Raw genomic sequence first — 23,665 nt, forward strand, 5'->3', positions numbered from 1 at the left:
CTTCATCCTTATATAAGCCTAAACCGCTCCAACTGGTCAAGCTTATTCGCTTTCAATAGAAGTTCGCGCTGCTTAGGGCCAAGCAGGTCGAAATGGGGAAACGGATCTCGATTATGGATATATCGCGGGTTCAATCCGTTATCCAGACACCAGCGCGACAGCTTCGCCAGATCGGAACAGCCAACCTTCGTTACCGTACGCATGTCCGGAAATCTCGGATCGAGCCAATAATGGGTCAGAAACGCGATTTCGCCTTGCGCGACCGTGTTTTTCCAAGAATCCATCTCCCTGCGCGTAATGCCAAAAGCCATCTCGAACCGCTCCTCCGATGCCTAATAGTCAAGAAGCTCATTCATTCGGTACCTTCTATGCTTGCGAACCGCCGTTTACGATTTGTTTGACCCTGCCGACCTGACCGTCCATTAGGCGCACTTTAATGCCATGAGGGTGATTAGGCGAGTTGGTGAGTAAATCTTTGACAATGCCTCGCGTCAGCTTGCCGGTACGCTGATCCTGCTTAAGGACAATATCGACCACTTGCCCCGCTTTTATTGCAGATCTTATTGTGCCGCTCATTTTTTCATCATTCCTCTGCTAAACTTAGGTGAAATTTAGCATAACATATGTAATGTAAAGATGCACATTATAAGGACAACTGTTATACTAAACTTCAAACGATCGAAATGAAATGAGGAAATATACGAATGTCTAACGCTTTTCAAGCTTTGGGGATAAACCACGAATTAAGCGATTTGCTCCAAAAGAACGGAATAACCGATCCGACGCCGGTCCAGAAGCAGACGATTCCGATGCTGCTGGCGGGACAGGACGTCATCGCTCAGGCGCAGACCGGTACGGGTAAGACCATGGCGTTCGCGCTTCCTATCCTTCAGCGCATCAATACGGAGAAGGAGCAAGTGCAGGCGCTTATTCTAACGCCTACTCGCGAGCTGGCCATCCAAATTACGAGTGAGCTGAAGAAGCTTGCGCCAATCGTCGGAGCCAGTGTCCTGGCCGCTTACGGCGGTCAAGACGTGGAGGCTCAGATTCATAAGCTCAAGCGCTCGCCTCATATCGTCGTCGCGACGCCGGGTCGATTAATTGACCATATGAAGCGCGAAACGATCAACCTTGGCAAGTTGTCGATGCTCGTGCTCGACGAGGCTGACCAAATGCTGCATATGGGCTTCTTGCCCGAAGTGGAAAGTATTGTAACCCAAACGCCTCGCGCCCGCCAAACGATGCTGTTCTCGGCTACGATGCCGGATGCCATTCGCAGACTGGCGGCGGAATATATGAAGTCGCCTTCCGATGTTCGCATTCGAAGCGCCAACGTGACGCTCGATAATATTAAGCAGCTCGTCATCGAGACGACGGACCGTGCCAAGCAAGGCGCGCTCGTCCACCTGCTTCAGCTTCATCAGCCTTACTTGGCCGTTATTTTCTGCCGCACGAAGGTGCGCGCGAAGAAGCTGAACGAAGCGCTGCAAGACCTCGACATCGAATCCGACGAGCTACACGGCGATTTGACGCAGGCTAAGCGCGAGCAGGTCATGAAGCGGTTCAGAGACGCCCGGCTTCAGGTGCTTGTTGCAACCGATGTAGCGGCGCGCGGACTCGACGTCGACGGCGTTACTCACGTGTATAATTACGACGTTCCGCAGGATGGCGAGCTGTACATTCATCGTATCGGCAGAACCGGTCGCGCGGGTCATAGCGGCATGGCGATAACGCTTGCTACGCCTTACGACAAGAACAATCTGCTGCTAATTGAGCAGAGTATCAACGCGAAGCTGGAGCGCCGCAAGATCGATAGCGAAGGCATCTTGTCAATGTCTAACGAGCCGGCAACCGAACGGGGCGCCGGACGCGGCAGAACCGGCAAGTCCGGCAACGCAGGCGGCGGCGATCGTGCCCGCGATGCTAAAGGCACGGGGCGCGGACGGCAACGGAGCGAAGGCCCAAGCAGCTATAAGTCTGCAGGCCGAAGCGGCGGACGCGAGCAGAAGAGCGGGACAGAAGGCAGACGCGGCGGCGGCAGAACGGAACGGAGCGCAAGTGCAGGCGCGGAGAAGTCCGGCTGGGGCGTTGAACGCGTCGCCGGACGCGGTGCTGAAAGGTTCGCCACGCGCGATGAAGCTGCTTCGCGTGGCACTGAGCGCGGTCGTGCAGGCCGCGCAGGCGGAGACGGAACGTCTGCCGGCAAACGCGGAGGACGCGGCGGCAGCGTAGAGCGCACGAGAGACGGCGCTCAAGTGGCAGGACGCGAGATGGATGCGGTCAACAATCCATGGACGGCACTGCGAGGAGAACCGAAGCCAAGCGGACGAGGCAGCGCTAACCGCAGCCGCGGCGCCGCGCGCGGCAATGCATCTAACGGTTCGAGCGGACGCACGGGGCAACCAAGAGGCGGCAGTCCAAGAGGCGGCAAGCCGTCCGGTGGCGGCAGCTCCGCAAGCAAGCCGCGCGGACGCGGCAGATAACGAGAGCATTTAAGAGGCCAGCTGAAGGTATGCTTCAGCTGGCCTCTAATTTATATCGCTTCCGTAATGCTTCTGCCTACGTTGGATTTCTGCATGATAGCGGCCGTGTTCCAGCTCGCTTTGCGAACTATGTTGGATATCTGCAGTAACTTTGCTCTATGCTGACATTTTGCGCCAAAACGGCCGGCCGGCTACGCTGCAAATATCCAATATAGCTCGTATTGTGGAGTCATACAGTGAAAAGTTACTGCAATTATCCACCGTAGCCTCCCTGTGGCAGCGCTACGATTGGAGTAAATGAGCCCAAGATGTACAACTAGTCAACTGTCCAATCAACAATAGGTGAATATACATACAATATAATTAGCCGATGGAGGATTCAACGACTAACCGCAGCTGATCTACGCTCCGACGGTAATCCCATTTCAGGAGGAATTAGCATGTCCGGTGTACATGGAGGCTACACGACAACAGGAGTCATCCTGGTTTTGTTCATTCTTCTCGTGATTATCTCCAAATCGATACTCTGCTAAGCTAACCTCTTTCCAATATAAGACGGAAGCTGTCGTCGCATGTAGCGGCGACAGCTTCTGCTGTCCATTTTAGCGCGATTATACATATTTCCGCAATGCCGCTGCAACGCCGTCCTCGTGATTGGACAACGTGACGGCATCAGCCGACTGCTTAACCAGCTCGGGGGAATTGTCCATCGCAATGCCCAAACCGGCAAACTCAAGCATAGATATATCATTATAATAATTGCCGATTGCCAAAATCCGATTGCGATCGATACCCAGGCTTAATGCTAGCTGCCGCAGCGCTTTACCCTTGTTCGCGTCCGCATGCTGCACATCAATAAAGAAATCCCCGCTTCGGATCGATTGAAGCCGTGCTGGCCATTGCTCCCAATCCGCCTGTACGATGTCCATCTGCTCTTTGCTTCCGAAAACGGTGAATTTCAGCAACCCCGCCGGCAGTCCTTTCGTAAAATCGTACTCTGCCGGCTTTGCGTGGAAGCGCGCGTACATGACTTCCGCTTCGGGCGTCATCCGCTCGACCATCATCTCGAAAGCGGTATTCAAATCGAAATGAACGCCATTTTCCTTGCAATAAGCGATGTACGGAGCAAGATATTCCGGCGTCATCTCGTATTGATGAACGACTGCATGGTCGTAAGAGCTGACTGTCGCCGCGCCATTATGCGAGATGAGCGTTCCCGCAAGCTCCAGCTCTTTCATGACCGGAAGAACGCCGCCCGGTCCCCGTCCCGAACATAAAACGATCTGAGCGCCTTTCGCCGCTGCCTCGCGAACCGCTTCTCGTACTGCATCCGTCAAGACATGCTCGTCGGTTAGCAAAGTTCCGTCTACGTCAAGTGCAACTAAGTCGTAATTCAAAGCCATTTCTATCTCTCTCCCATCCTGTTGTAGCGGTATGCCCGCTTTGTCGCTATCTCTATCTCTATCTCTATCTCTATCTCTATCTCTATCTTACTTATTCAAGTCATCAGCTTCGTTTGTCCGAACGCAATAGCTCCACTTCATCGTCCCTCAGTTCGCGATAAGAGCCTTCCGGCAGGTTATCGTCCAGTTGAAGCGGGCCCATGGATATTCTTTTTAAGAAAATAACTTTTTTGCCGACCGACTCGAACATTCGTTTCACTTGATGGAACTTGCCTTCCTTGATCGTGAGCGAGATCGTAGAGACGATATCATCGCCTCGCTTATCCTTGCTAACTATTCGGAGCTCCGAAGGCATCGTTACATAACCGTCATCCAACGTCACTCCAGCTGTGAATTGCTCCCGATCCTTCTCTCCGACATCGCCTAGAACTTGGGCTAAGTAAGTTTTGTCCACATGCTTGCGCGGCGACAGCAGCTCATGCGCGAGCTGACCGTCATTCGTAAGCAGCAGCAGGCCTACCGTATCCTTATCGAGCCTACCGACCGGGAATGGATCCAAGATGCGATCCTCCGGCGCAAGCAGATCGATGACCGTCCGCTCGCGTCCATCCTCCGTGGCGGAAATAACGCCCGGAGGCTTATTCAGCATCAAATATACGACTTCCTTATAAGCGACTCGTTCGCCGTCATAGGTAACCTCGTGCACATCCGGATCGACGATAAGGCCGCTGTCCTTGACTGCTTTGCCGTCAACCGCTACCTTCCCTTGCTTGACCGACTTCTTAATCTCGCTGCGCGTTCCTAGACCCATATGGGCCAGCAGCTTATCGATTCTTATACGCTTTGCCATCCTATATCCACCTCCATCCTGCCGGAAGCTCGTTCTTAATCATGCCTCCCGCATACTTCGCCCAGCCGAGCGGATAACCGTCCGTGCACACGAGCACATACCCCTTTGCGGCCGTATCCCCTTGTCTAACGATTTCATCGTCCTCGGCAAACAACGTCTCGCCGCGCAAATACCGCAGCGTCTGCGCGTCATCCGATCGGAAGCTGACCGATCTTACTGCTTCTTCCTTCGACAAGCCCATCGCCAGTGGCTGCGAAGGGACGAATTTGCCGCGGTCGGCCTCTCCTACGTACCAGCCCGCTCTGACGACTTTGAGCCCGTTAAGCGAAGGCATGCCTGCTGGCTGCAAATAAATCCGTGAACCATACGCGATTGGATGTCCTTCCCATACCTCCGTACCTTCAACGAACTGGCTCGAGAATTGCTTCCATAACCCAATAGGATCCGGATCGGCAACCACTTCTTTTCTAACGCCGACGGACCTTCCCCGCTCATTTGCAGCCTTGCCGCCCCGCTTTTCGGATGCTCTCAGCAGCTTCTCTTTTTTTCGCCGGGATTGTTGCCGATCAGGCGCTTCCGCAGACGCCAGCACCTGCTCCTCACGCCGATCATCGCGCGCGCTTTCCCGCTCTAGCATCTTCGCTTCCCGCCGCCTTAATACAGCAGCGTAGTGGCCTTCTCCTTCGATCCGATGCGGCCATAGCCTCACTGTCCCCTCGATGCTGCTCAATCGCCCCTCCGCAAGCTCAGCGGCTTCCGGCGCGGCGGCAGCCAAGTCGGCTCTGCCTTCCGCCCAGCCGTAGCGTTGCGGAATAGGCACGACTTCAAAGTCGTCGCGTTCTGCCAGCAATGCGGCGATCTGCCACTCGTCCTCCTCGGGAGAAAACGTGCACGTCGAATAGACGAGCATGCCGCCGGGAGCGAGCATACGGGCAGCATGGCGCAATATATCCCTTTGCATGACCGCGCAATGCTCAACCGAATGCTTCTCCCAATCGGCGATCATCGATTCATCCTTACGGAACATTCCTTCACCCGAGCATGGCGCGTCGATCAGAATACGATCGAACCATTCCGTGAATACAGGAGCAAGCGCAGCCGGCTCTTCATTAAGAATAACAGCGTTGCGAACGCCAGCCCGTTCGATATTTTTGGTCAGAGCTTTCGTCCGCTCCTGCGCGTTGTCATTGGCGACAAGAACGCCCTTGCCTGCGAGCTTGGCGGCGATTTGAGTGGACTTCCCGCCCGGCGCCGCGCATAGGTCAAGCACTCTGTGCCCCGGCTTCACATCCAGCAGCTCTACCGGCGCCATTGCGCTCGGCTCTTGAATATAGTAAAGACCCGCATAATAATGAGGATGCTTCCCCGGCCTGTCTTCCTCGACGTAATACAGCCCATCCTGCGCCCAAGGAATAGGCCTGACACGAGCTGCAATCGGAGAAAGCTCCTTCCATTGATCGATAGCCAGCTTTAATGCATTTATTCTGAGCCCGTATACGCGCGGCGCGGCGTAGGACGCCATAAAATTGTCATATTCGCTGCCGAGCAGTTTTTCCATCTTTTTCGTGAATTTTGTAGGCAATTGGCCGATCATTCGGTCTCCTCCTGCTAATCGTCTAGGTTGGGGTCATATATACAAACGCAATCGGCTTTGTTATATAATAGATAATATGTGGACAAGACATTCATTATAAGATCTGCTTGTCCGTTCAATACTGATTCGGAGGCTGAGTAACTGCATGAAGAAGAAAAGAAAGTTTAAAATGTTTTATGTGTACATCGGAATTATCGTCGTTTTGTTCGGCGCTATCATCTATCTTAATAATAACGAGACGACAAACGCCTTGTACGGCAAGCCTGCCTCCAAGCTGAATCCGGCTACGCGCGAGCTGCTTGACGATCCTAACTATCAGAATATCATATTGCCGGCCGAATTGGACAAGAAGATCGCGGACAAGGAGGATTTCTTCGTTTATCTGTTCGCATCCGACTGCAACTACTGCCGTCAAACGACACCCGAGCTCATGCCGCTGGCCAAGGAGCTTGGCGTCGATCTTCCCCAATTCAACCTGCGCGAATTCGAGACTTATTTCAAAAGCCTGAAGGTTGAATATACGCCAACGCTCGCTTATTTCGAAGACGGCATGGAGGTCGAGCGTTTGGAAGGCGGACTAGCGGCTGAAGGAACGACCGAAGGCTATACGCCTGATGATTTCAAACAGTTTTTCAATAAATATTCGGGAGAAGACTCCCAATGATGGAGCAAGAGCAACCGCTTGAAGCGTCTGAGCATGCACCCAAGCCAAGCGCAAGCAGCGCCCGCGGGATCATGTACGGGATGCTGCTCGCCTTCGCATTCATTACTCTGCTGACGGCATGCGGCTTGTCCGATGACGATAAGCAGAAAGGCGCAGAGCATATGCACGGTTCGGAAACGTGGCAGACGACCGCCTCCAAGGACGTTCTTCCCGACTTCCTATCCAACCATACGGAGCATACGAGCGATCTCTACCGCGCCGTTCATGAACATGCGGACATCATGGAGCAAATGAACTGCTATTGCGGCTGTATGGATGGTCTGGCCGTGGAGACGCCGCATGACTCCTTGCTCCGCTGCTACTTGGCAGAGCATCCAGCCGGCGAGGACGGCGTGACATGGACCGATCACAGTACAAGCTGCGGCATCTGCAAGAAGGAGATGGAGATGGTTATCGACTTGACCAAGCAGGGCAAGACGCCTGAGCAGATTCACGAAGCTATCGACGATGCTTTTAAGCCGAACAAGGCCAGCTAGAACCCACGAAAAAACCTCCAGCCGCATGATGCGCTGGAGGTTTTCACATTATGCCGTGCTATTAAGACTGGCCGCCCTTCTTCGCCTTGCCGATCGCGACCTGAATGTCGAACGACAGCTGGCTAAGTCCTTGGTAATCTTCCTTCTCGAACAGCTCGTTGAACTTCATCTGGAACTGCGCAGCCTCGCGCACGCGGTGGAAGTAATATAAATCTTGGATGCCCTTCAGCACCTTCGACACGACATTCGACTGCTCCTCGAATTCCGTCTGGGCGTCGAGAATTTCTTTCCGGATGCTCGTCATCTCCGTATCGAGAAGAAAGGCCGCCTCGGCCGCTTTCTTGAGCCGCCCGCGCACATCCTCGGGCAAGCTTTCCTTGAATTTATAATTAAGCGAATGCTCGATCGTCGCCCAGAAATTCATGGCCAGCGTCCTGATCTGAATTTCGGCGAGCACCTTCGTATAGCCAAGCGCCGTCTGAACGGGATACTCCACAATTATATGGTAGCTGCGATAACCGCTATCCTTGAAGTTCGTTATATAATCTTTCTCGTAAACAAGCGTTAAGTCTTTACGGTTGCGAATCAGGCTGGCGACGCGGTGAATATCGTCCACGAACTGGCACATGATCCGAATTCCCGCAATGTCCTCAATGCCCGTATCCAGCTTATCCGGCGGTACGCCAAGCCGCTTCGCCTTCTCCAGGATGCTGGATATCCGCTTCACCCGGCCGGTGACAAATTCTATTGGCGCGTACGCCTCTCTAATCTTCAGTTCAACCCGCATCGTCTTAAACTTTACTTTCAGTTCTTCAACCGCTTGTTCATAAGGCTGTAAAAAAAGACTCCAATCTCTACCGTCCATCCGGCCGCCTCCTGTTCCTAACGATGATCTGCGCCGATTGCTTCGGCAATATTCCGGTAGCCGTCCTTGCGCAAGCATTCCTTAAGTCCGTTCGTTAATTCGCGAAGCAATCCTGGCCCTTTATAGATGAGCGCGGTGTAAATTTCAACCAGCGACGCTCCTGCGCGGATTTTATCGTATGCATCTTGAGCCGTAAAAATGCCGCCCGAGCCAATAATAGGCAGCTGCCCGCCCGTCTGCCGGTAAACGGCGCGAATGACCTCCGTCGAACGATCGCGCAGCGGCTTGCCGCTAAGACCGCCCGACTCGCTTGCATGCTGATGGCGAAGGCCTTCCCGCGATAAGGTCGTATTGGTCGCGATAATGCCCGATACGCCGCTCTCCATTATCGTCGATACCGTATGCTCCAGCTCGTCACCGGTCATATCGGGAGCAATCTTGACGAGAACCGGCTTCGTCTTCTGACCTGACTTGGCCCCTTGGCGATTCATCTCTCCCATGACCGCGCCAAGCAGCTTGCGCAGCTCGTCGCCGTGCTGCAGGTCGCGAAGACCTTGCGTATTCGGGGAACTAATATTAACGACGAAGAAATCGCCGTAGCTATATAACGTACGAATGCAAGCCTCGTAATCCTCATGAGCCTGCTCGTTGGGCGTTGCTTTGTTTTTGCCGATATTGACCGCGATCGGGATTCGGCTGATCTTACGCCTTGCGAGCCGCGCCGCCATCGCTTCCGTACCGTCATTATTGAAGCCCATACGGTTAATGAGCGCTTCGTCCGGAGGAAGGCGGAACAGTCTCGGCAGCTCGTTGCCGGCTTGTCCCTTCGGCGTAACCGTTCCTACCTCGGCGAAGCCGAAGCCGATGCTGGAGAAGCCGTCAGCCGCCTTGCCGTTCTTATCCAGTCCTGCTGCAAGCCCGACCGGATGCGGAAACGCAAGGCCGAACAGTTCCATCGCAAGCTCGGACGAAGGAGCGACGCCGTACATCGCATGCATGATACCGGTCATGCCGGGGATGCGGCCGCCGGCAGCCAGACCATCGATCACGAGATGATGCGCCTTTTCTGGATCCATTTTGAAAAAAACAGGTTTTAGAATAGAAGAATAAAGCAACTAACCACTCCGTTCCAAGATGTATGTTCTACGGAACAGTTTATCTTTTTTGAGACAAAAAGAAAAGAGCTGCAGCCATTTGAAAACGCTCGCACGGTTGCGGCTTTTGAAGAAAACGATTACAATGAGATCAGCTATTTTCATTAAGAAATAGAAAGGTTGATTGTCGATGAGCGCCGCCAAAAGAAAACCGCCCGTTATGAAAACAAAGCCGAAGGAAGAAGTAAACAAGAAAGCGCTGATCTGGATCGGCTCCATTGCAGCTGTAGTCGTCGTCGCGGTCGCCGTTCTACTTATCGTATCCTAGTATTGCACATGCTAGCCTAGTTCAACCATTCATACACTTTGACGGGATTGGTTTCATCCTGCTTCGGCTCCAGCTTGAATCTTCCGGCTGCCGGCTTCGAATCGGATGGAAGCGTCCCGTTTTTCACTATCACCGGCGTGCCGAGCGGTACAAGATCGTAAAGCTCCTCTACATCGGCCTTGCCCATTCGGATGCAGCCAAGCGACTCGTCCTTGCCGATGCTCTCAGGTTCGTCCGTTCCATGGATGGCATAAAGCGTATTCGATAACGTCATGCCTCTGCTGCCGAACGTTCCGTTGTCGCTCCCGTTCGGATTTTTTACCTTCTCGCTAATATAGAAGCTGCCCTCCGGCGTACGATCCGCGCCTAAGCCCACCTTATAGCTGCGAACGATGATATTCCCTTGAACGACAGCCAGTCGATGCGTGGCCTTATCGACCACGATCTCGAGCGGCTTGCTCCAATCCGGCTCCATATAGCCATTCGTTCCGATGACCGAAACGGCCGCAGCCTCATTATCGTTGCCGCTGCCGTCCTGTCCACTTGAAGCTTTCGTGCCCTTCTCGCCGTTCTTATCGGCCCGCTCCCTCGCCTTCAAGCGCTCGAGCACCTCGCGGAACACTTCCCGCATGCCGTCCTTCATGCCCGCAAGTACATTGTTCGGATACGGTCTAACGAGATCGTCCAGCTTGCTTGGCCAATTTCCGTACAGCTTTTTATATTGTGTAACCGCGCTGCCAACCGTCCAGTGAAGCTCTTGCTTCGTTTGCCAATCTCGATACTCCTTATAGATGCCGGATGATTCGGCAGGAATGCAGTTGCACGTATCGGAGTCGAACATCGTAACTTCCATTTCGTTGCCGTCATCCGTTCGAATACCGTTGCTTCCTTCGGCATCGGCCTGGTCCTCCTCGGAAGACTCAAGCTGCTTGGCTTCAACCGCCATCACAATGCGTGCGCTTCCCGTCCAATTGCGCCAGCCTTTGTCCTCTTCCAGCTTTGCCGCGATCGCCTTCAGCGGTGCCGATTGGCCGGCGCTAATAAGCCCGTCCCACGCATAACCAACCGGGCGAAGCTCCTTTTGCGGAATGAAAATCACGCCTACCTTAGATACCGTCTCCCTCGTGCCTGCAATCGGCGGCGAGACCGCCTCCTCTTGGTTCATATCGCGGCCGCCCGGCAAGCTGAAGACGAGTCCCAGCAAAACGATTGCTACGAGCGCCGAACGTCTTGCGAACCTTTTATTCTTCTGCTTCCGACTCCATTCCTTCCATATTTGCAACTGATGCTCGGCAAGCGGATGGCTCTCGTGCTCGAATGCATCGTATATTTCGCCTGCCTGAATGAAACAGTAGTTTGCCTTGCCCTCCTTGCCCGCGAGGGAATATTGCTTGCCAAGCAAATACCAGCCCATCTGGTTATCAGGATGCTGCTTCACGAATTGCTTCAAATAGAATATGTCTTCCGGCGATTCCATCCCATATCCCCCTCCATTAGCCTGTATATATCCTATATCGGTCAAATGCTGCAATCATTACAATATCTGGAGGAGAACTCGTTGTCTTTTCGCAAAAAAAGAAGCTCCCTGCCGTCCTTGAGAACGTTAGGGAACTTCTGTCTGTCGTATGAGGTGATTGTTTTTAGTAGTTAAACGGCTCATCTGCAATCTTGATGGAATCCGTCGGACAGCCGTCAGCAGCGTCCTGAAGGTCGTCGTAAAGATCTTCTGGAATTTCCGTGTTGCCTTTATTTCCGTCTGCTTTATAAATAACTTCAGCTAAGCCTTCATCGTCGTAATCGTAAATGTCAGGAGCAGTCGCTCCACAAGCTCCACAAGCGATGCATGTGTCTTTCTCTACCCAAGTAAATTTACCCATGGAAAAATTCCCTCCTATAAATGTACGGTATAATCTCTAGTATACTTGCCGTAAACCCTCACTCATCAATATATAACAAACCATCGTCTTTTTGCAAGGATGTCCCTCGAATTCGTTTATTCCTAATTAAGGCTGAAGGATCGTCGCCCAGCATGCCGGCCGTCAATACGGCGTCTTCGCCGAATTTATCCCTCAGCTTATCCATGGCTTTCGTCAACGCTTCCTTTTTGGGCTGCTCCTCATAGCTGAACAGATCAAGCTGCATCGCCGTTTCATCGATCAGAGATAAGTTCTGAAGCGTTACCCCCAGCAGCCTGACCGGCTCGCCGTGCTTCCAATGCTGATCGAATAAGCGGCAAGCTTCCCGATACACGATATCGGTCGTATCCGTCGGAGCGCTTAACGTATGCGACCGGTTAATCGTCGTCATATCCTGCCTTCGGACCGTTATCTGAACGGTTAAAGCGACCAGCTTCTGACGGCGCAAGCGGCGGCATGTCTGATCGGATAAGTTGAGCAATACTCTATGCGCGTCTTCTTTGGCAACGATGTCGCTTGGCAGCGTGGTCGTATGCCCGATCGATTTGTTAAGCTCGCGATTCGCATTCACAACCGATTGATCCATCCCGTGCGCCGCCGACTTCATCCATGAGCCAACGACACCGAAATGCTTAATCAACAATTGCTCGTCAGTCTGAGCCAACTGTCCGATCGTGCGAATGTTCATCTTGATCAGCTTATCCGCCGTCTTCCTGCCGATACCGAACAAGGTGTCGCATGGCTTATCCCACAATAATCGCGGAACGTCACGTATGCGAAGAACCGTTAATCCATTCGGCTTCTTCATGTCGGATGCCATCTTGGCGAGCAGCTTGTTAGGGGCCAGGCCGATGGAGCATGGCAGCGACCATTCCGTCTGAATACGCTTCTGCAGCGATTCTGCAATCTCCAGCGGCGTGCCGAACAGCTTCGAGCCTGTAATGTCCATATAACATTCGTCGATCGACACCGATTCCACGAGCGGCGTATACTGCCTGGCGATGGCCATAAATCCTCTAGAATACTTGCGGTACAGGTCAAAATCCGGCTGGATAAGGATGAGCGACGGACATTGCTTCATCGCTTGTCTGACCGTCATCCCCGTCTTGACCCCCATTCGCCTTGCCGCGTAGGAGCAAGTAACGACAATGCCTTTGCGAAGCTCGACGCTTCCGGCAACGGCGGTCGGCTTATCTTTATAATTCTCAGGCTGCTCCGCTTCATGCACAGAGCAATAGAAGGCATTCATATCCAAATGGATAATAACGCGTCCCTTGGGCGGATAATGCTCACTCGTATCTGACACTGGCATAAAACGGATTCACCTCCCGCTGAAAAGAAGCTTCATATCAAAACATATGTTCCCAATATAACACTAATAACCTTAGCATACGATTGGCCCATCCTCAAGTCAACCGAAGCGAAACGGCTAACGCCGTCCATTTGGCGGCGGATTAGAAAAAAACGATTCCTCCTCTCTACTTTCAACTAAACAAGTGTTATAATAGTACATTATGATTTGAAAAGGCCATCAGTGAAGGAGGCGTCCCGATAATGACAACAATCATCTCAATCTTTGATACGACGCTGCGCGACGGAACGCAAGGCGAGGGGATCAGCCTGTCGGCGGATGATAAATTGAAAATTGCCCAGAAGCTCGACACTTTGGGCGTTCATTATATTGAAGGCGGCAATCCGGGAAGCAACAGCAAGGATATCGAGTTTTTTCAGCGTGTTAAGTCATTGAATCTGAGTGCCAAGATTACGGCATTCGGCAGTACGCGCCGCAAGAACAGCTTGGCGGAGCAAGACGCCAGCCTGCTGCGGATCGTAGAATCGGGCGTACCGGCAGCGACGCTCGTCGGCAAAGCATGGGACTTCCACGTACATACTGCGCTTCAGACGACGCTGGAAGAGAACCTGGCGATGATCTATGACTCCTTTGCCTTCCTAAAACGCAATGGGGTAGAAGCGATGTACGACGCGGAGCATTTCTTCGACGGCTACAAGAACAATCCGGAATATGCGCTGGCAGCGCTGAAGAAAGCACAGGACGCAGGAGCCGATTGGCTCGTTCTATGCGACACGAACGGCGGTACGCTGCCGGGCGAGATTACGGAGATCGTCACGCGCGTACGCGAAGAGCTAAGCGCCGAGATCGGAATTCACACCCATAACGATTGCGAACTGGCCGTTGCGAACACGTTGGCCGCCGTACAAGCGGGCGCAAGGCAAGTGCAAGGTACCATTAACGGCTATGGCGAGCGTTGCGGCAACGCTAACCTATGCTCCATCATTCCGAATCTGCAGCTCAAGCTGGGATACGACTGCTTGCCGGAAGATAAGCTCCGCACGCTCACATCTACGGCTCGCTATGTCTCCGAGATCGCTAATGTGCATATGCCGGTCGGCCAAGCCTATGTCGGCAATGCGGCATTCGCACACAAGGGCGGCATTCACGTATCGGCTATTATGAAGGATTCCAAAACCTATGAGCATATCCAGCCGGAGCTTGTAGGCAACAAGCAGCGGATTCTCGTCTCCGAGCTTGCCGGACAAAGCAACATCATATCGAAAGCGCAGGAGCTTGGTCTGGACGTCAATGCCAACAACGACAAGACGAAGCAGATTATGGATCAGATTAAGGAATTGGAACATCAAGGCTATCAATTCGAAGGCGCGGACGCATCGCTTGAGCTTCTCCTTCGCGATGCATTCGGCGGCGAATCGAAGGAATTGTTCAAGATAGAGTCGTTCAAAATGCTCGTTGAGAAAACGAACGGCCAGATGCTGTCGGAAGCGATCGTGAAAATCAACGTTGACGGCGAGCAAGTCTATACCGCTGCTGAAGGCAACGGGCCGGTCAATGCGCTCGATAACGCGCTGCGCAAGGCGCTCGTTCAATTTTATCCAAAGATCGAGCACATTCATCTTTCCGACTATAAGGTGCGCGTCATTGACGAGAAGGACGCGACTGCAGCCAAAGTACGCGTGCTCATCGAGTCAACCGGCCTCGACAATACGTGGAGCACAGTCGGCGTATCCAACAATGTCATCGAAGCGAGCTGGGAAGCGCTCGTGGACAGCATCCGTTACGCACTGATAGGCATGGTGAAGGTTGAATCGCGAGCTAATGATCATAACGACCGAATCGGTCTCGTGAACCACTAGAAAAAAGAATAGAACGAAAAGAGGCACAGGGAGCATCTCGTCGATGCATCCTGTGCCTCTTCTATTTTCGATTACATCCACTTCTCAATCAAACGCTCCCACTCTTCGAACGTTATCACGCCGTTAATTCGTTCGCGTATCACGCCGTTGCTGTCAATAAGGAATGTCGTAGGAAACGTATCCACCTTATATTTCTTCGTAACATCCCCTTCTCTGTCCATGAGTATCGGGAACGTAAACTCATGGTCAGCGACAAATTCCCGCGCAGCCCGTTCTTTGTCGTACTTCGTCGCATTGACGCCGTATAACATGATGGCATCTCCGTATTTTTCATGCAGTTTCTGCAAGTCGGGCGCTTCCAGCTCGCAAGGTCCGCACCAAGACGCCCAGAAGTTAACGAAGGTTAGCTTCTCGCGTTTCCCGCCGACAGCGTAGGATTGCTCATCCAGCGCCGGCAGCTCGAACGTTGCCGCCTCGAACCCAGCCTTTGGCTTGAATCCTTCTGCCGAAGCCGCCAGCGATTCGTTTCCTTTATTTATGTATTGGTACACCGCTAATCCCGCAAAAACAAAAGCGATCGTAAACAAAGCAATCATGCGTTTCATGATGCACGTCCTTCTTTCACTTAAATTCAATCCACTATTCGAACTGCCTACATCGTACCATGCGCCGAATGGAAGCTCAAGACGAAGGGCACATTAGCCATAAATACGTCACGAAATAGAAACAGAGGAGGCTCCTTTATGGCACAATCCAAATCCAAGTGGGTCCAGTTTTCCGCATTTGCTACCGTGCCGCTCGTTCTTGTGCTTGGCAACTCCATGCTTGTTCCCGTGCTGCCGGATATGGCCAAGCATATGAAGCTCTCCGAGTTGCAATCGAGCCTCGTTATAACGTTATTCTCGGTTAGCGCAGGATTGTTCATACCTTTCATCGGGTATTTATCCGATCGAATGCGCCGCAAAGCCGTCATCGTCCCCGCACTCGCCTTATACGGCGCTGCAGGGATCATGGCTGGAATGGCAGCCGTGTGGAATTCATATCCCTTGTTGATCGCCATGCGAAGCGTACAAGGGCTTGCAGCCGCCGGTACGTCGCCGATCGCGATGGCGCTCGTGGGAGATATGTATAAGGACGGCGAAGAGAGCGAAGCGCTCGGACTTATCGAGGCATCGAACGGAGCAGGCAAAGTAATCAGTCCAATTATTGGCTCGCTGCTGGGTTTATGGTCTTGGTATGCACCGTTTTTCGCTTTTCCTTTTTTCTGCGCAGGATCGTTGATTGCCGTCATCTTTCTGATCAAGGAACCGAAGCAGAAGGAGAAGCCTCTACCTTTCAAGAAATATATTGTTGAAATCAAGGCCATCTATGCCAAAAACTTAACATGGCTGCTGACAGCCTACGCTGCCGGCGCGTTAGGCTTGTTCATCCTATTCGGCGTACTCTTCTACTTATCCGACATGCTCGAGAAGCCTCCCTATTCGATTGACGGCGTCGCCAAAGGCGGATTGCTTGCCATCCCGCTGTTAGGCCTCGTCTTGACGGCTTATACGACCGGGCGGTTAATTAAGAATAAAAAGAAACTGATGCGAAAACTCATGCTAATTGGATTATCCGTTATTGTTTTATCCTTGTCCGCAGCCGCAATATGGCATTCAAACCTGATCGCTCTGATCTCCTTCGTGACGATAAGCAGTATTGGAACCGGCCTGCTGCTCCCTTGCTTGAATACGATGATAACCGGCTGTGCCGAAAGAGCCTTTAGAGGTACCATCACATCGTTCTATAGCAGTCTGCGCTTCCTCGGCGTTGCTGCCGGACCACCCTTGTTCAGTTTTATCGCCGGCAAGTCCGTGACGATGCTGTTCATCATCCTCGTTATCTTATCTGCCGCCTCTTTATGGCTCGTCTTTCGCTTTATCCACCCGGGGGCGCAAACGACGAACAGCGGCTAATCATTAGCCGCTGTCTCCTTTAAAGGTTATAATAAGGCTATAACTTCAATACGTAAGGAGGCAAAAGGAATGGAACAGCTCAACCGGATTCCAATTCATGAGGTTGGTCTCATCACGAGGCAGGCCTATAATCAATTGCTGAGCATATGTCTTGGCAGTCTGCCGGAGGAAGCTTGCGGCATCGTTGCAAGCCGAACTTCAGCGCCTGGCGACGATCTATCAGCCGCAAGTCCAATCGATACGATTATCCCAATACGCAACATTCACTCCAGCCCTCGTACGGCATTCAAATTCGATCCGGAGCAATGGACATCCGCTTATTACGAAATGCAAACAAACCGACAATCGCTTGTCGGCTTATTCCACTCCCATCCCTCTACCGAGGCTATACCGTCCAGCTTGGATCAAGCTGGCTTCTGGCCTGCCTCGTCTATCTCCTATTGGATCGTATCGCTTGCAGATCGCAGCTCACCGCGCATTCAGCCTTATCGCCGCATTCATGGGGGCTTCGAGCCGCTCGAGCTAGTGTTTGCTTAAATACGCATACAAATCTCCGAGCGTCGTAATGTTCCGCTCTAATATACGGGTCAAATAATTTTGCCATAGCTTCGCTGTCATCAGCGAATCCTGAAGCGCGTGGTGACGGTCGACAATGTCGATGCCGCAGCTATCGAGCAGATCATCGAGCGCGTAGCTGTCACGCTTCGGCTCGAGCCACTTGGCGACCATCATCGTATCCAGCACGCGATGATTCAGATTCACCTTCGACGTACGCCATAACGCCGCATTCAAGAACTGTTTGTCATGTCCTGCGGCATGCGCGACAAGCAGGCGCTTGCCCACGAACTCCATAAAGTCATGAAGCACTTGCATCAGATCAGGCGCATCCTGCGCCATCTCATTCGTTATGCCGGTCAGCTCCACAATCGACTTCGGTATCTTTCGCTTCGGATTAACGAGGCTGTAGAACGTATTCGTCTCATGCACCTCGACACCTTGCATAAGCACCGCTCCGAATGAAATGATCTCATCGCCATTATTCGGATAGAAGCCCGTCGTCTCCAAATCGAAGATAACGACCTCCAGCTCCTTAAGAGGCATATCCAGCATCGATTGCTTGCGCTGCTCCTTATTGACCGATCTAATAAACGCCATTTGCTGTGCATTTTGAGAGCCTAACATAGAAGCGATGGCAGGCGTAAATCCTCCCATTTTGTATAGGTTCCACATGCGACCGACGCCTTTTTGTTCCTTCATTATAACTCCACCGCCTTACATTAGCCTACCCATTGTCTTCTTCATGACCAGGCGCTGCAGCCTCTTGCCGATACGCAGGCTGCTCTTCAGCTCATCCGCCATTTCCTTCGTCAGCTTACTGCTCGAAATCTTGCCATTGTTGGCATAGAAGCCGTTTTCCATCCGTTCGGTCGTCATGAGCCGCAGCCGCAAGAAGATACGAAAGGCTTGTTCATATTGTCGCGCATCGGCTTCCGGCAGTACACCAGTCTGCACGAGCCTCTTAATGCGCTCTAACGTGGCCGTCTCCCTAATTCCCTTATGAATCGACATCAGCCGGATCGAATTGACCATTGGAATATAGGCGCCATACTTAATGTCCAAGCTGCCGGCATCCGCTCCGTACCGCTCCTTCAGCAAATGGCCGAAAACGCCGAGAAGCACTTTATGCCTCATCGTATTCTCAAGCATTCGCCTTACGATAATCGGATGATTAAGCATATCGGTAAAAAAACAATCTTTAAACGCGTCTACCAAATCTTGATTTCCATAAACGCCGCGCCCGTCTGCTACGATAAGCAAATAACGAACCGATTCCCAAGCCGGTTCCTCAAACCAATGGCCCAGCTTCGCCCGCCATTCGGATAACGAGAGACACCATTCCGAATTGTTGCTAAGCACGTTCCCCTCGCAAGGCGGATAACCGCTTGTCTGGAGATTTCCGACAATAATGTCCGTTAATTGCTTAAAATATTGCTTTACTTCCGCCGAATCAGACACTGGATCTTCGTAGACAACGCCGCTGTCTTGATCGCTGGACAATGTTTGCTCTTTCCGACCGCCGCTGCCGAACAACAGATACGCATAAGGCACGGGGGGAGAACCCATCCCCATCCGTGCCATCTGCGTCTCTGCGAGTGCAACGGCCCGGCTAATAACCGCGTCGTGCATCTCGTTCAGATAATCATTAAATTGTTCGACCGGACGCGTTGGGAGAAGAGCCTCCATCTGCTCATGTACCTGATCCCGCAAGCTTCGCAGCTCCTCCACTTGATCGGCCGAGCCGATCCGTGCAAGCAGCTGGGTCCACACCGGATCACCCATCTGATGCCTCTCCCTTCGGTCAGTCCTTCATGATAGTTAATGGATGGATTACCCTTGAATATGTTTATCCGATTTTTTCATTTGTTCCGGGTAACCATAAGCGCCGTGCTCGCTAAGGTCAAGACCGATAATTTCTTGTTCTTCCGTTACGCGGAAGCCCATGATAAGTTTCATCACGCCAAGAACAAGGAACGAAGCGGCAAGTACGAATGCGCCAACTACGACAACGGATTCGAATTGAATCCATAATTGATGCCAACTGCCCGTGTCGATAAGTCCGCCTCTACCCGTGTTAAGTCTAGTTGCTAGTTCTTCCGTTGCGAAGATACCGTTGGCAAGCGTACCCCAGATACCTGCTGCGCCGTGAACGGACAAAGCGTAGATTGGATCGTCGACTTTGATTTTCTCGAAAAACTTCACGCTGTAGAATACGAGAACGCCTGCTACCAAACCGATAACAACTGCCGCCCAAGGATCTACGAATGCGCAAGATGCTGTAATGGCTACGAGACCTGCAAGCGTACCGTTTAGCATCGTCGTGATATCAGCTTTGCCTGTTACTGCCCATGAGATAAGAAGCGCAGCTACGCCGCCGGCGCCGGCGCCGAGCATCGTGTTGAAAGCAACGAAACCGAAGAAGCCGTCGCCGACCGATACGGTCGATCCCGCGTTGAAACCGAACCAGCCAACCCATAGAAGCAATACGGAAAGGGCAGTGAATACTTGGTTATGTCCCAAAATCTCGTTCGCCGAGCCGTCTTTGTTGAACTTGCCGATACGAGGCTTAAGTAGTACGGTTGCCGCGAACGCCGCAAGAGCACCCGTTAAGTGAACGACAGTCGAGCCCGCGAAATCTTGCGCTCCATCATCGAACAGCCAGCCGCCGCCCCAGATCCAGTGAGCAACCGTTGGGTAAATAATAGCAATGAAAAATACGGTAAATACAACATATGATGCAAGTTTAGCGCGTTCCGCGAAGCCGCCCCAAGCGATCGAAAGCGATACCGCCGCGAATGCGAGTTGGAACAGGAAGAAGATCGTGCTAGGCAGGCCGTTTTCTACGCTTGCCTTCGCCGGATCGAAGAAGAAGTCTCCCCAGCCGAACAATGCGTTCATGCCGTTGTCTGCGTTGGCTCCGCCGAAAGCAAAGCCGTAACCGAATGCCCAATAAATAATAGCTGCCAGGCCGGTTGTAAAGATCGTCTTGCCGGCAACGTGGCCTGCGTTCTTCATACGAGTCGAGCCTGTTTCAAGAAGAATGAATCCGCCTTGCATAAGTAATACAAGGATGAATGATAGCATAACCCAAAGTGCATTCAACCCCATGTTGAGCGTTGCTCCGGAAGGGTCTTCCGCAAAAGCCATTGCCGGGAATAAAAGCGTTAATGCACCAAAAGCCAAGACCGTTTTCTTAATCAATTCGACCACTCCTTTAATGTTATGTTTCCTGACGCATGAGGAAAGACTTAATGTCATTATAGTCAGAAGTACTCAATTTGACAATACGCATTATTCCGTTTTTCGAAAAAAATCTAACGTTCGGCACAAAATCTAACACGAACGTTAAGCTTTTTTACCATTCCTCACCAAAAAGGATTATGAAGGCATCTCATTCTTCGCGTTTAGCCTTGATTAATAGAATAGAGAACTCAAAAACGACAGTATCATCCATCTAGTAGTATAGTCGCATGGCAGGTTTGACTGCGCGGATACTTACTATTATCATATTTATTATAGAAGAGAGTATTCGCTAATGAAGGAAGGTGTTGTTATGGAAGGTGCAGCTTTATACCGGATCGGAGAATTATCCAAGCTTGCGCAAATGAGTCAGAGAACGCTTGATTATTACACGTCGATCGGCTTAATCGAGCCAGCGGAGCGTTCAGCCAAAAATTATCGCCTGTACGCCCATGAGACGCTGCTCCGCTTGGAGCGTATTGAACAAATGAAAAAAGATAAATATACATTAGAAGAGATAAAGGCGAACTTAAAGACTTGGAGCAAAGTAACGCCCGAGGAACAGATATCCCTGCGGCTCGCCGACCTCCATCATCAATTAAGCCAGCTGGAGCGCCAGGTGAAGGAACTGGAGCCCGATATTAAGAAGCTGAAGCCAAGACAGGCCAATCAATTGTATACACGCCTCGTTCCTCAGACCGCGGCTTGCATCGAAGCGTTGATGCTGCTTATGAATAAAGGACCTTTTATGTAATCCGATTTCTTGCAGCAATGTCAGTCTTATATGGAGGAATGCGTCCGTGCTGCCGTTTCACCCGATGGATTCAATGATTTTGGTTGCATTTGCCGTTTGCATCTGTGCTCAATTCCGCGTCAAGGGCACGTTCAGCAAATGGTCGCGCACGCCAGCCGCACGGGGCCTTACCGGCTACGAAGCCGCTCGGCTGCTTCTCGATGCGAGCGGACTTCGCAACGTGCCCATAGAGCCTGTCAGAAGCTCTCTGACCGACCATTACGACCCGGTTCATCGAATAGTACGTTTATCGGCCGTCAACTTCGCTTCCGCCACCGCCCCCTTCCTATTTTTAGCGGTTCTATTGTTCACTTCGTCAACCTTAATTGCGGTAATGCCAAAGTACTGAACGCAGCAGCATTCACCTGCGTGGCGGCTGCGCTCGTCTCCTTTCCAAAACTTCCCAAATGCATCATGATATTCACTTCCAGACGCGATGAATAAGCACGCAAGAAAAAAGGCTTCCTCGGCTATTGGCGCCAAAGAAGCCTTTCGAATGTCATCTGCTATTGATGGCGACGGTCATTGAAATAACGAATAAGAAAACCGTGGAAAACTTTGGCCACTAGGGGCAGCTTCTCATTCGTACGGCGAATAAGTCCGATCGTCCTTGTCACCTGCGGATTGTTGATCCGCACCTTGGCAGGTTGAAGAGGTCCCGTGTAGTGGAGCGCCATCTCAGGCAGCAAACTGACGCCCATACCAGCGGCTACAAGTCCGCGAATCGTATCCGTCTCTTCGCCCTCGAATCCGATATTCGGCGTAAAACCAGCCCGCTGACACGCCTCCCATACGATCGGGCGAAGCGAATAGCCTTCACTGAACAGCACGAACGTCTCATGCTCAAGCTGCTTGAGATCAATGGCCGATTCATCGGATAGCGGATGACCCGGAGGAAGTATGGCATATAACTCTTCGGTCAACAGTACTTCACCGCATACGAATTCGTGATCGCCGGGGAATGGCGAAATGAATGCAAGATCGATCTCGCCTTTGATCATATCGCGAATAAGCGACGGATACATCCCTTGCTTGAAGCGAAACTTCACGTTCGGATACAGCTTGCGGAACGCTGCAACGACTTGAGGAATTAACGAGATGCCTAAGCTATGGGGAAACCCGAGCCTAATCTCGCCCTTCTCCGGATCAAGGAACTCGTGAATCTCCACGACCGCCCGCTCCAAATCCGCCAATATCGCCTCGGCGCGCTTCAAGAACAGCTGCCCCACTTGGGTCAGCTGTAAGTTCCGGCCTTTCTGAACGAAGAGCTTGACGCCAAGTTCCTCTTCCAGCTGATGAATTTGGCGGCTGACCGCCGATTGCGCAACGTGCAGCTCCTCGGCTGCTTGCGTTACATGCTCTTTCTTTGCTACCTTAACAAAATAATAAAGCTGACGAAGTTCCATCTAGGTTTATCTCTCTCCCGTCACGGACCCTTGAATAGTTTTGTCGTTCATTGTTCACTAACCTTGCCTAGCGCCCAACACGCTGCTTGCGCACCATGCTGCGGTCGAACCCGTTATATAGCAGGAAGCCTGCAGCTCCCCCGCCAACATGCGCCCACAGATCGACGCTCGGCACGAGAAACGAATAAATGACTCCGAATATAAGAATCATATAGACCGTCTTCCGCGAGCTCTCGTCGAGCCATGCCCTTCGGAATAACGATAAATAAAGAAACGCTCCGAATACGCCGTAGATCGCGCCCGAGGCACCTACCGACACCTGCGCTCCACCATCCTGTAGCGTCTGTATCCATGCGCTTGCGAGATTGCCGGCAATGCCGCACAGCAGGTAGAAGACTATATATTTCGGCGTTCGAAGCAGCCTCTCGAGCGGTGGCGCGAAGATGAGCAGAGAGAACATATTATACAGCAAATGCTCCAAACCCGAGTGCATGAACATGGATGTTAAATATCGCCATGGATGCTCCATACCATACGGATCCGTTATCGGCTTGGTTACAAAAGCGCCGAAATCGATCGCGTGGTAAGCATCGTTCGGATTGCCATTGATTGCGATGACGATAAAGTACACGATGTTTAGCGCAATGATCGCAGCTGTAGCCGGATATATCCTTAAATATTCGCGGAAACTTTCGTAACGCAAAAAAATCATCATTTCAGCCCCTTTTTCCATCCATGAATTGGACAATGTCGTTTCATTACGATTATAATGAATTTGGTATTGACCATTCAAATCGAGGAGGACATTC

26 protein-coding genes are annotated in these 23,665 nt (G+C 52.0%); 10 read left to right on the forward strand and 16 right to left on the reverse strand.

Translation table 11 applies throughout. From position 1 onward, the window contains the following. Positions 1-8: 8 nt before the first annotated feature. Positions 9-311, reverse strand: coding sequence for a hypothetical protein (locus J2T14_RS02760; protein ID WP_307201955.1), 303 nt, complete (start codon positions 309-311; stop codon positions 9-11). A gap of 55 nt (positions 312-366) precedes the next feature. After that, a complete protein-coding gene (locus tag J2T14_RS02765) occupies positions 367-576 on the reverse strand; it encodes a YwbE family protein (RefSeq protein ID WP_307201957.1) in 210 nt (69 codons plus the stop codon). A gap of 128 nt (positions 577-704) precedes the next feature. Between J2T14_RS02765 and J2T14_RS02770 the strand changes: the two genes are divergently transcribed. Both J2T14_RS02770 and J2T14_RS02775 read left to right on the forward strand, forming a co-directional pair. Continuing rightward, positions 705-2,483, forward strand: a complete 1,779-nt coding sequence (locus J2T14_RS02770; protein ID WP_307467480.1) for a DEAD/DEAH box helicase — start codon at positions 705-707, stop codon at positions 2,481-2,483. A 440-nt stretch (positions 2,484-2,923) separates the two neighbouring features. After that, positions 2,924-3,016, forward strand: a complete 93-nt coding sequence (locus J2T14_RS02775) for a YjcZ family sporulation protein (protein WP_307201961.1) — start codon at positions 2,924-2,926, stop codon at positions 3,014-3,016. A 78-nt stretch (positions 3,017-3,094) separates the two neighbouring features. Here J2T14_RS02775 and J2T14_RS02780 read toward each other — a convergent pair whose 3' ends face one another. The 3 genes from J2T14_RS02780 to J2T14_RS02790 all read right to left on the reverse strand — a co-directional run bounded on the left by J2T14_RS02780 (position 3,095) and on the right by J2T14_RS02790 (position 6,330). Further along, positions 3,095-3,886 (reverse strand): Cof-type HAD-IIB family hydrolase, encoded by a 792-nt coding sequence (locus J2T14_RS02780; protein WP_307467483.1) that lies wholly within the window; start codon positions 3,884-3,886, stop codon positions 3,095-3,097. Positions 3,887-3,989: 103 nt separating this feature from the next. Then, entirely contained in the window at positions 3,990-4,736 is a 747-nt protein-coding gene (locus J2T14_RS02785; protein WP_307467486.1) for a pseudouridine synthase, read from the reverse strand. Between the two features lies 1 nt (position 4,737). Then, positions 4,738-6,330 carry an RsmB/NOP family class I SAM-dependent RNA methyltransferase gene (locus J2T14_RS02790; RefSeq protein WP_307467489.1) on the reverse strand — a complete coding sequence of 531 codons (1,593 nt, stop codon included), beginning with the start codon at positions 6,328-6,330 and terminating at the stop codon, positions 4,738-4,740. Between the two features lie 145 nt (positions 6,331-6,475). On the opposite strand from J2T14_RS02790, the gene J2T14_RS02795 reads away from it, so the two are divergent. Beyond that, a complete protein-coding gene (locus J2T14_RS02795; RefSeq protein ID WP_307467491.1) occupies positions 6,476-6,994 on the forward strand; it encodes a thioredoxin family protein in 519 nt (172 codons plus the stop codon). Then, positions 6,991-7,530, forward strand: a complete 540-nt coding sequence (locus J2T14_RS02800) for a PCYCGC motif-containing (lipo)protein (RefSeq protein ID WP_307467494.1) — start codon at positions 6,991-6,993, stop codon at positions 7,528-7,530. Before J2T14_RS02795 ends, J2T14_RS02800 begins: the two co-directional genes overlap by 4 nt. A gap of 61 nt (positions 7,531-7,591) precedes the next feature. Here the strand turns inward: J2T14_RS02800 and J2T14_RS02805 are convergent, their stop codons facing one another. Both J2T14_RS02805 and J2T14_RS02810 read right to left on the reverse strand, forming a co-directional pair. After that, positions 7,592-8,395, reverse strand: a complete 804-nt coding sequence (locus tag J2T14_RS02805) for a GTP pyrophosphokinase (RefSeq protein WP_307201973.1) — start codon at positions 8,393-8,395, stop codon at positions 7,592-7,594. A 17-nt stretch (positions 8,396-8,412) separates the two neighbouring features. After that, positions 8,413-9,510 carry a quinone-dependent dihydroorotate dehydrogenase gene (locus J2T14_RS02810; RefSeq protein ID WP_307467496.1) on the reverse strand — a complete coding sequence of 366 codons (1,098 nt, stop codon included), beginning with the start codon at positions 9,508-9,510 and terminating at the stop codon, positions 8,413-8,415. Positions 9,511-9,679: 169 nt separating this feature from the next. Here J2T14_RS02810 and J2T14_RS02815 point away from each other — a divergent pair, with 169 nt between their 5' ends. Next, entirely contained in the window at positions 9,680-9,817 is a 138-nt protein-coding gene (locus J2T14_RS02815) for a hypothetical protein (protein WP_307467500.1), read from the forward strand. Positions 9,818-9,833: 16 nt separating this feature from the next. On the opposite strand, the gene J2T14_RS02820 is transcribed toward J2T14_RS02815, so the two are convergent. The 3 genes from J2T14_RS02820 to J2T14_RS02830 all read right to left on the reverse strand — a co-directional run bounded on the left by J2T14_RS02820 (position 9,834) and on the right by J2T14_RS02830 (position 13,045). Beyond that, positions 9,834-11,294, reverse strand: coding sequence for a L,D-transpeptidase (locus J2T14_RS02820; RefSeq protein WP_307467502.1), 1,461 nt, complete (start codon positions 11,292-11,294; stop codon positions 9,834-9,836). A gap of 163 nt (positions 11,295-11,457) precedes the next feature. Beyond that, on the reverse strand, positions 11,458-11,694 hold the full coding sequence (locus J2T14_RS02825) for a ferredoxin (RefSeq protein ID WP_307201979.1): 237 nt from the start codon (positions 11,692-11,694) through the stop codon (positions 11,458-11,460). 58 nt (positions 11,695-11,752) lie between these two features. Beyond that, positions 11,753-13,045, reverse strand: coding sequence for a DNA polymerase IV (locus tag J2T14_RS02830; RefSeq protein WP_373458093.1), 1,293 nt, complete (start codon positions 13,043-13,045; stop codon positions 11,753-11,755). Positions 13,046-13,287: 242 nt separating this feature from the next. Here J2T14_RS02830 and cimA point away from each other — a divergent pair, with 242 nt between their 5' ends. Beyond that, positions 13,288-14,904 (forward strand): citramalate synthase, encoded by a 1,617-nt coding sequence (cimA, locus tag J2T14_RS02835; RefSeq protein WP_307467505.1) that lies wholly within the window; start codon positions 13,288-13,290, stop codon positions 14,902-14,904. Positions 14,905-14,975: 71 nt separating this feature from the next. Here cimA and J2T14_RS02840 read toward each other — a convergent pair whose 3' ends face one another. Continuing rightward, positions 14,976-15,509, reverse strand: a complete 534-nt coding sequence (locus tag J2T14_RS02840; protein ID WP_307201984.1) for a TlpA family protein disulfide reductase — start codon at positions 15,507-15,509, stop codon at positions 14,976-14,978. Positions 15,510-15,647: 138 nt separating this feature from the next. Here J2T14_RS02840 and J2T14_RS02845 point away from each other — a divergent pair, with 138 nt between their 5' ends. Together J2T14_RS02845 and J2T14_RS02850 are read left to right on the forward strand one after the other, a co-directional pair. After that, positions 15,648-16,859: an MFS transporter gene (locus J2T14_RS02845; RefSeq protein WP_307467508.1), complete on the forward strand. Its 1,212-nt coding sequence runs from the start codon at positions 15,648-15,650 to the stop codon at positions 16,857-16,859. A 69-nt stretch (positions 16,860-16,928) separates the two neighbouring features. Further along, on the forward strand, positions 16,929-17,396 hold the full coding sequence (locus tag J2T14_RS02850) for a M67 family metallopeptidase (protein WP_307467510.1): 468 nt from the start codon (positions 16,929-16,931) through the stop codon (positions 17,394-17,396). On the opposite strand, the gene J2T14_RS02855 is transcribed toward J2T14_RS02850, so the two are convergent. Genes J2T14_RS02855 through J2T14_RS02865 form a run of 3 tightly spaced genes read right to left on the reverse strand, consistent with a single transcriptional unit; the run spans position 17,382 to position 20,618 of the window. Further along, positions 17,382-18,116, reverse strand: a complete 735-nt coding sequence (locus J2T14_RS02855) for a 3'-5' exonuclease (protein WP_307467511.1) — start codon at positions 18,114-18,116, stop codon at positions 17,382-17,384. The genes J2T14_RS02850 and J2T14_RS02855 overlap by 15 nt on opposite strands. A gap of 15 nt (positions 18,117-18,131) precedes the next feature. After that, on the reverse strand, positions 18,132-19,199 hold the full coding sequence (locus J2T14_RS02860) for a DUF294 nucleotidyltransferase-like domain-containing protein (protein WP_307467513.1): 1,068 nt from the start codon (positions 19,197-19,199) through the stop codon (positions 18,132-18,134). A gap of 48 nt (positions 19,200-19,247) precedes the next feature. Beyond that, the gene (locus J2T14_RS02865; protein WP_307467515.1) at positions 19,248-20,618 is read right to left on the reverse strand and encodes an ammonium transporter; all 1,371 of its coding nucleotides are present in this window, start codon (positions 20,616-20,618) and stop codon (positions 19,248-19,250) included. A gap of 334 nt (positions 20,619-20,952) precedes the next feature. Between J2T14_RS02865 and J2T14_RS02870 the strand changes: the two genes are divergently transcribed. Beyond that, complete coding sequence (locus J2T14_RS02870) at positions 20,953-21,411, forward strand: MerR family transcriptional regulator (protein ID WP_307467518.1); 459 nt, start codon at positions 20,953-20,955, stop codon at positions 21,409-21,411. A gap of 79 nt (positions 21,412-21,490) precedes the next feature. Continuing rightward, positions 21,491-21,799 carry a zinc metallopeptidase gene (locus J2T14_RS02875; protein ID WP_444939708.1) on the forward strand — a complete coding sequence of 103 codons (309 nt, stop codon included), beginning with the start codon at positions 21,491-21,493 and terminating at the stop codon, positions 21,797-21,799. A gap of 157 nt (positions 21,800-21,956) precedes the next feature. Here the strand turns inward: J2T14_RS02875 and J2T14_RS02880 are convergent, their stop codons facing one another. After that, positions 21,957-22,856, reverse strand: coding sequence for a LysR family transcriptional regulator (locus J2T14_RS02880; protein WP_307201998.1), 900 nt, complete (start codon positions 22,854-22,856; stop codon positions 21,957-21,959). Between the two features lie 67 nt (positions 22,857-22,923). Then, positions 22,924-23,571, reverse strand: coding sequence for a rhomboid family intramembrane serine protease (locus J2T14_RS02885; RefSeq protein WP_307467521.1), 648 nt, complete (start codon positions 23,569-23,571; stop codon positions 22,924-22,926). Positions 23,572-23,665 lie beyond the last annotated feature (94 nt).

This window comes from Paenibacillus harenae, from assembly GCF_030812415.1.
In the GTDB taxonomy this organism is placed as follows: Bacteria; Bacillota; Bacilli; order Paenibacillales; family Paenibacillaceae; genus Pristimantibacillus; species Pristimantibacillus harenae_A.

Bases quoted from the DNA above. Each gene is read 5' to 3' on its own strand.
- J2T14_RS02760 (WP_307201955.1), bottom strand. From the start codon at position 311: ATGGCTTTTGGCATTACGCGCAGGGAGATGGATTCTTGGAAAAACACG.
- J2T14_RS02765 (WP_307201957.1), bottom strand. From the start codon at position 576: ATGAGCGGCACAATAAGATCTGCAATAAAAGCGGGGCAAGTGGTCGAT.
- J2T14_RS02770 (WP_307467480.1), top strand. From the start codon at position 705: ATGTCTAACGCTTTTCAAGCTTTGGGGATAAACCACGAATTAAGCGAT.
- J2T14_RS02775 (WP_307201961.1), top strand. From the start codon at position 2,924: ATGTCCGGTGTACATGGAGGCTACACGACAACAGGAGTCATCCTGGTT.
- J2T14_RS02780 (WP_307467483.1), bottom strand. From the start codon at position 3,886: ATGGCTTTGAATTACGACTTAGTTGCACTTGACGTAGACGGAACTTTG.
- J2T14_RS02785 (WP_307467486.1), bottom strand. From the start codon at position 4,736: ATGGCAAAGCGTATAAGAATCGATAAGCTGCTGGCCCATATGGGTCTA.
- J2T14_RS02790 (WP_307467489.1), bottom strand. From the start codon at position 6,330: ATGATCGGCCAATTGCCTACAAAATTCACGAAAAAGATGGAAAAACTG.
- J2T14_RS02795 (WP_307467491.1), top strand. From the start codon at position 6,476: ATGAAGAAGAAAAGAAAGTTTAAAATGTTTTATGTGTACATCGGAATT.
- J2T14_RS02800 (WP_307467494.1), top strand. From the start codon at position 6,991: ATGATGGAGCAAGAGCAACCGCTTGAAGCGTCTGAGCATGCACCCAAG.
- J2T14_RS02805 (WP_307201973.1), bottom strand. From the start codon at position 8,395: ATGGACGGTAGAGATTGGAGTCTTTTTTTACAGCCTTATGAACAAGCG.
- J2T14_RS02815 (WP_307467500.1), top strand. From the start codon at position 9,680: ATGAGCGCCGCCAAAAGAAAACCGCCCGTTATGAAAACAAAGCCGAAG.
- J2T14_RS02820 (WP_307467502.1), bottom strand. From the start codon at position 11,294: ATGGAATCGCCGGAAGACATATTCTATTTGAAGCAATTCGTGAAGCAG.
- J2T14_RS02825 (WP_307201979.1), bottom strand. From the start codon at position 11,694: ATGGGTAAATTTACTTGGGTAGAGAAAGACACATGCATCGCTTGTGGA.
- J2T14_RS02830 (WP_373458093.1), bottom strand. From the start codon at position 13,045: ATGCCAGTGTCAGATACGAGTGAGCATTATCCGCCCAAGGGACGCGTT.
- cimA (WP_307467505.1), top strand. From the start codon at position 13,288: ATGACAACAATCATCTCAATCTTTGATACGACGCTGCGCGACGGAACG.
- J2T14_RS02840 (WP_307201984.1), bottom strand. From the start codon at position 15,509: ATGAAACGCATGATTGCTTTGTTTACGATCGCTTTTGTTTTTGCGGGA.
- J2T14_RS02845 (WP_307467508.1), top strand. From the start codon at position 15,648: ATGGCACAATCCAAATCCAAGTGGGTCCAGTTTTCCGCATTTGCTACC.
- J2T14_RS02850 (WP_307467510.1), top strand. From the start codon at position 16,929: ATGGAACAGCTCAACCGGATTCCAATTCATGAGGTTGGTCTCATCACG.
- J2T14_RS02855 (WP_307467511.1), bottom strand. From the start codon at position 18,116: ATGAAGGAACAAAAAGGCGTCGGTCGCATGTGGAACCTATACAAAATG.
- J2T14_RS02860 (WP_307467513.1), bottom strand. From the start codon at position 19,199: ATGGGTGATCCGGTGTGGACCCAGCTGCTTGCACGGATCGGCTCGGCC.
- J2T14_RS02870 (WP_307467518.1), top strand. From the start codon at position 20,953: ATGAAGGAAGGTGTTGTTATGGAAGGTGCAGCTTTATACCGGATCGGA.
- J2T14_RS02880 (WP_307201998.1), bottom strand. From the start codon at position 22,856: ATGGAACTTCGTCAGCTTTATTATTTTGTTAAGGTAGCAAAGAAAGAG.
- J2T14_RS02885 (WP_307467521.1), bottom strand. From the start codon at position 23,571: ATGATGATTTTTTTGCGTTACGAAAGTTTCCGCGAATATTTAAGGATA.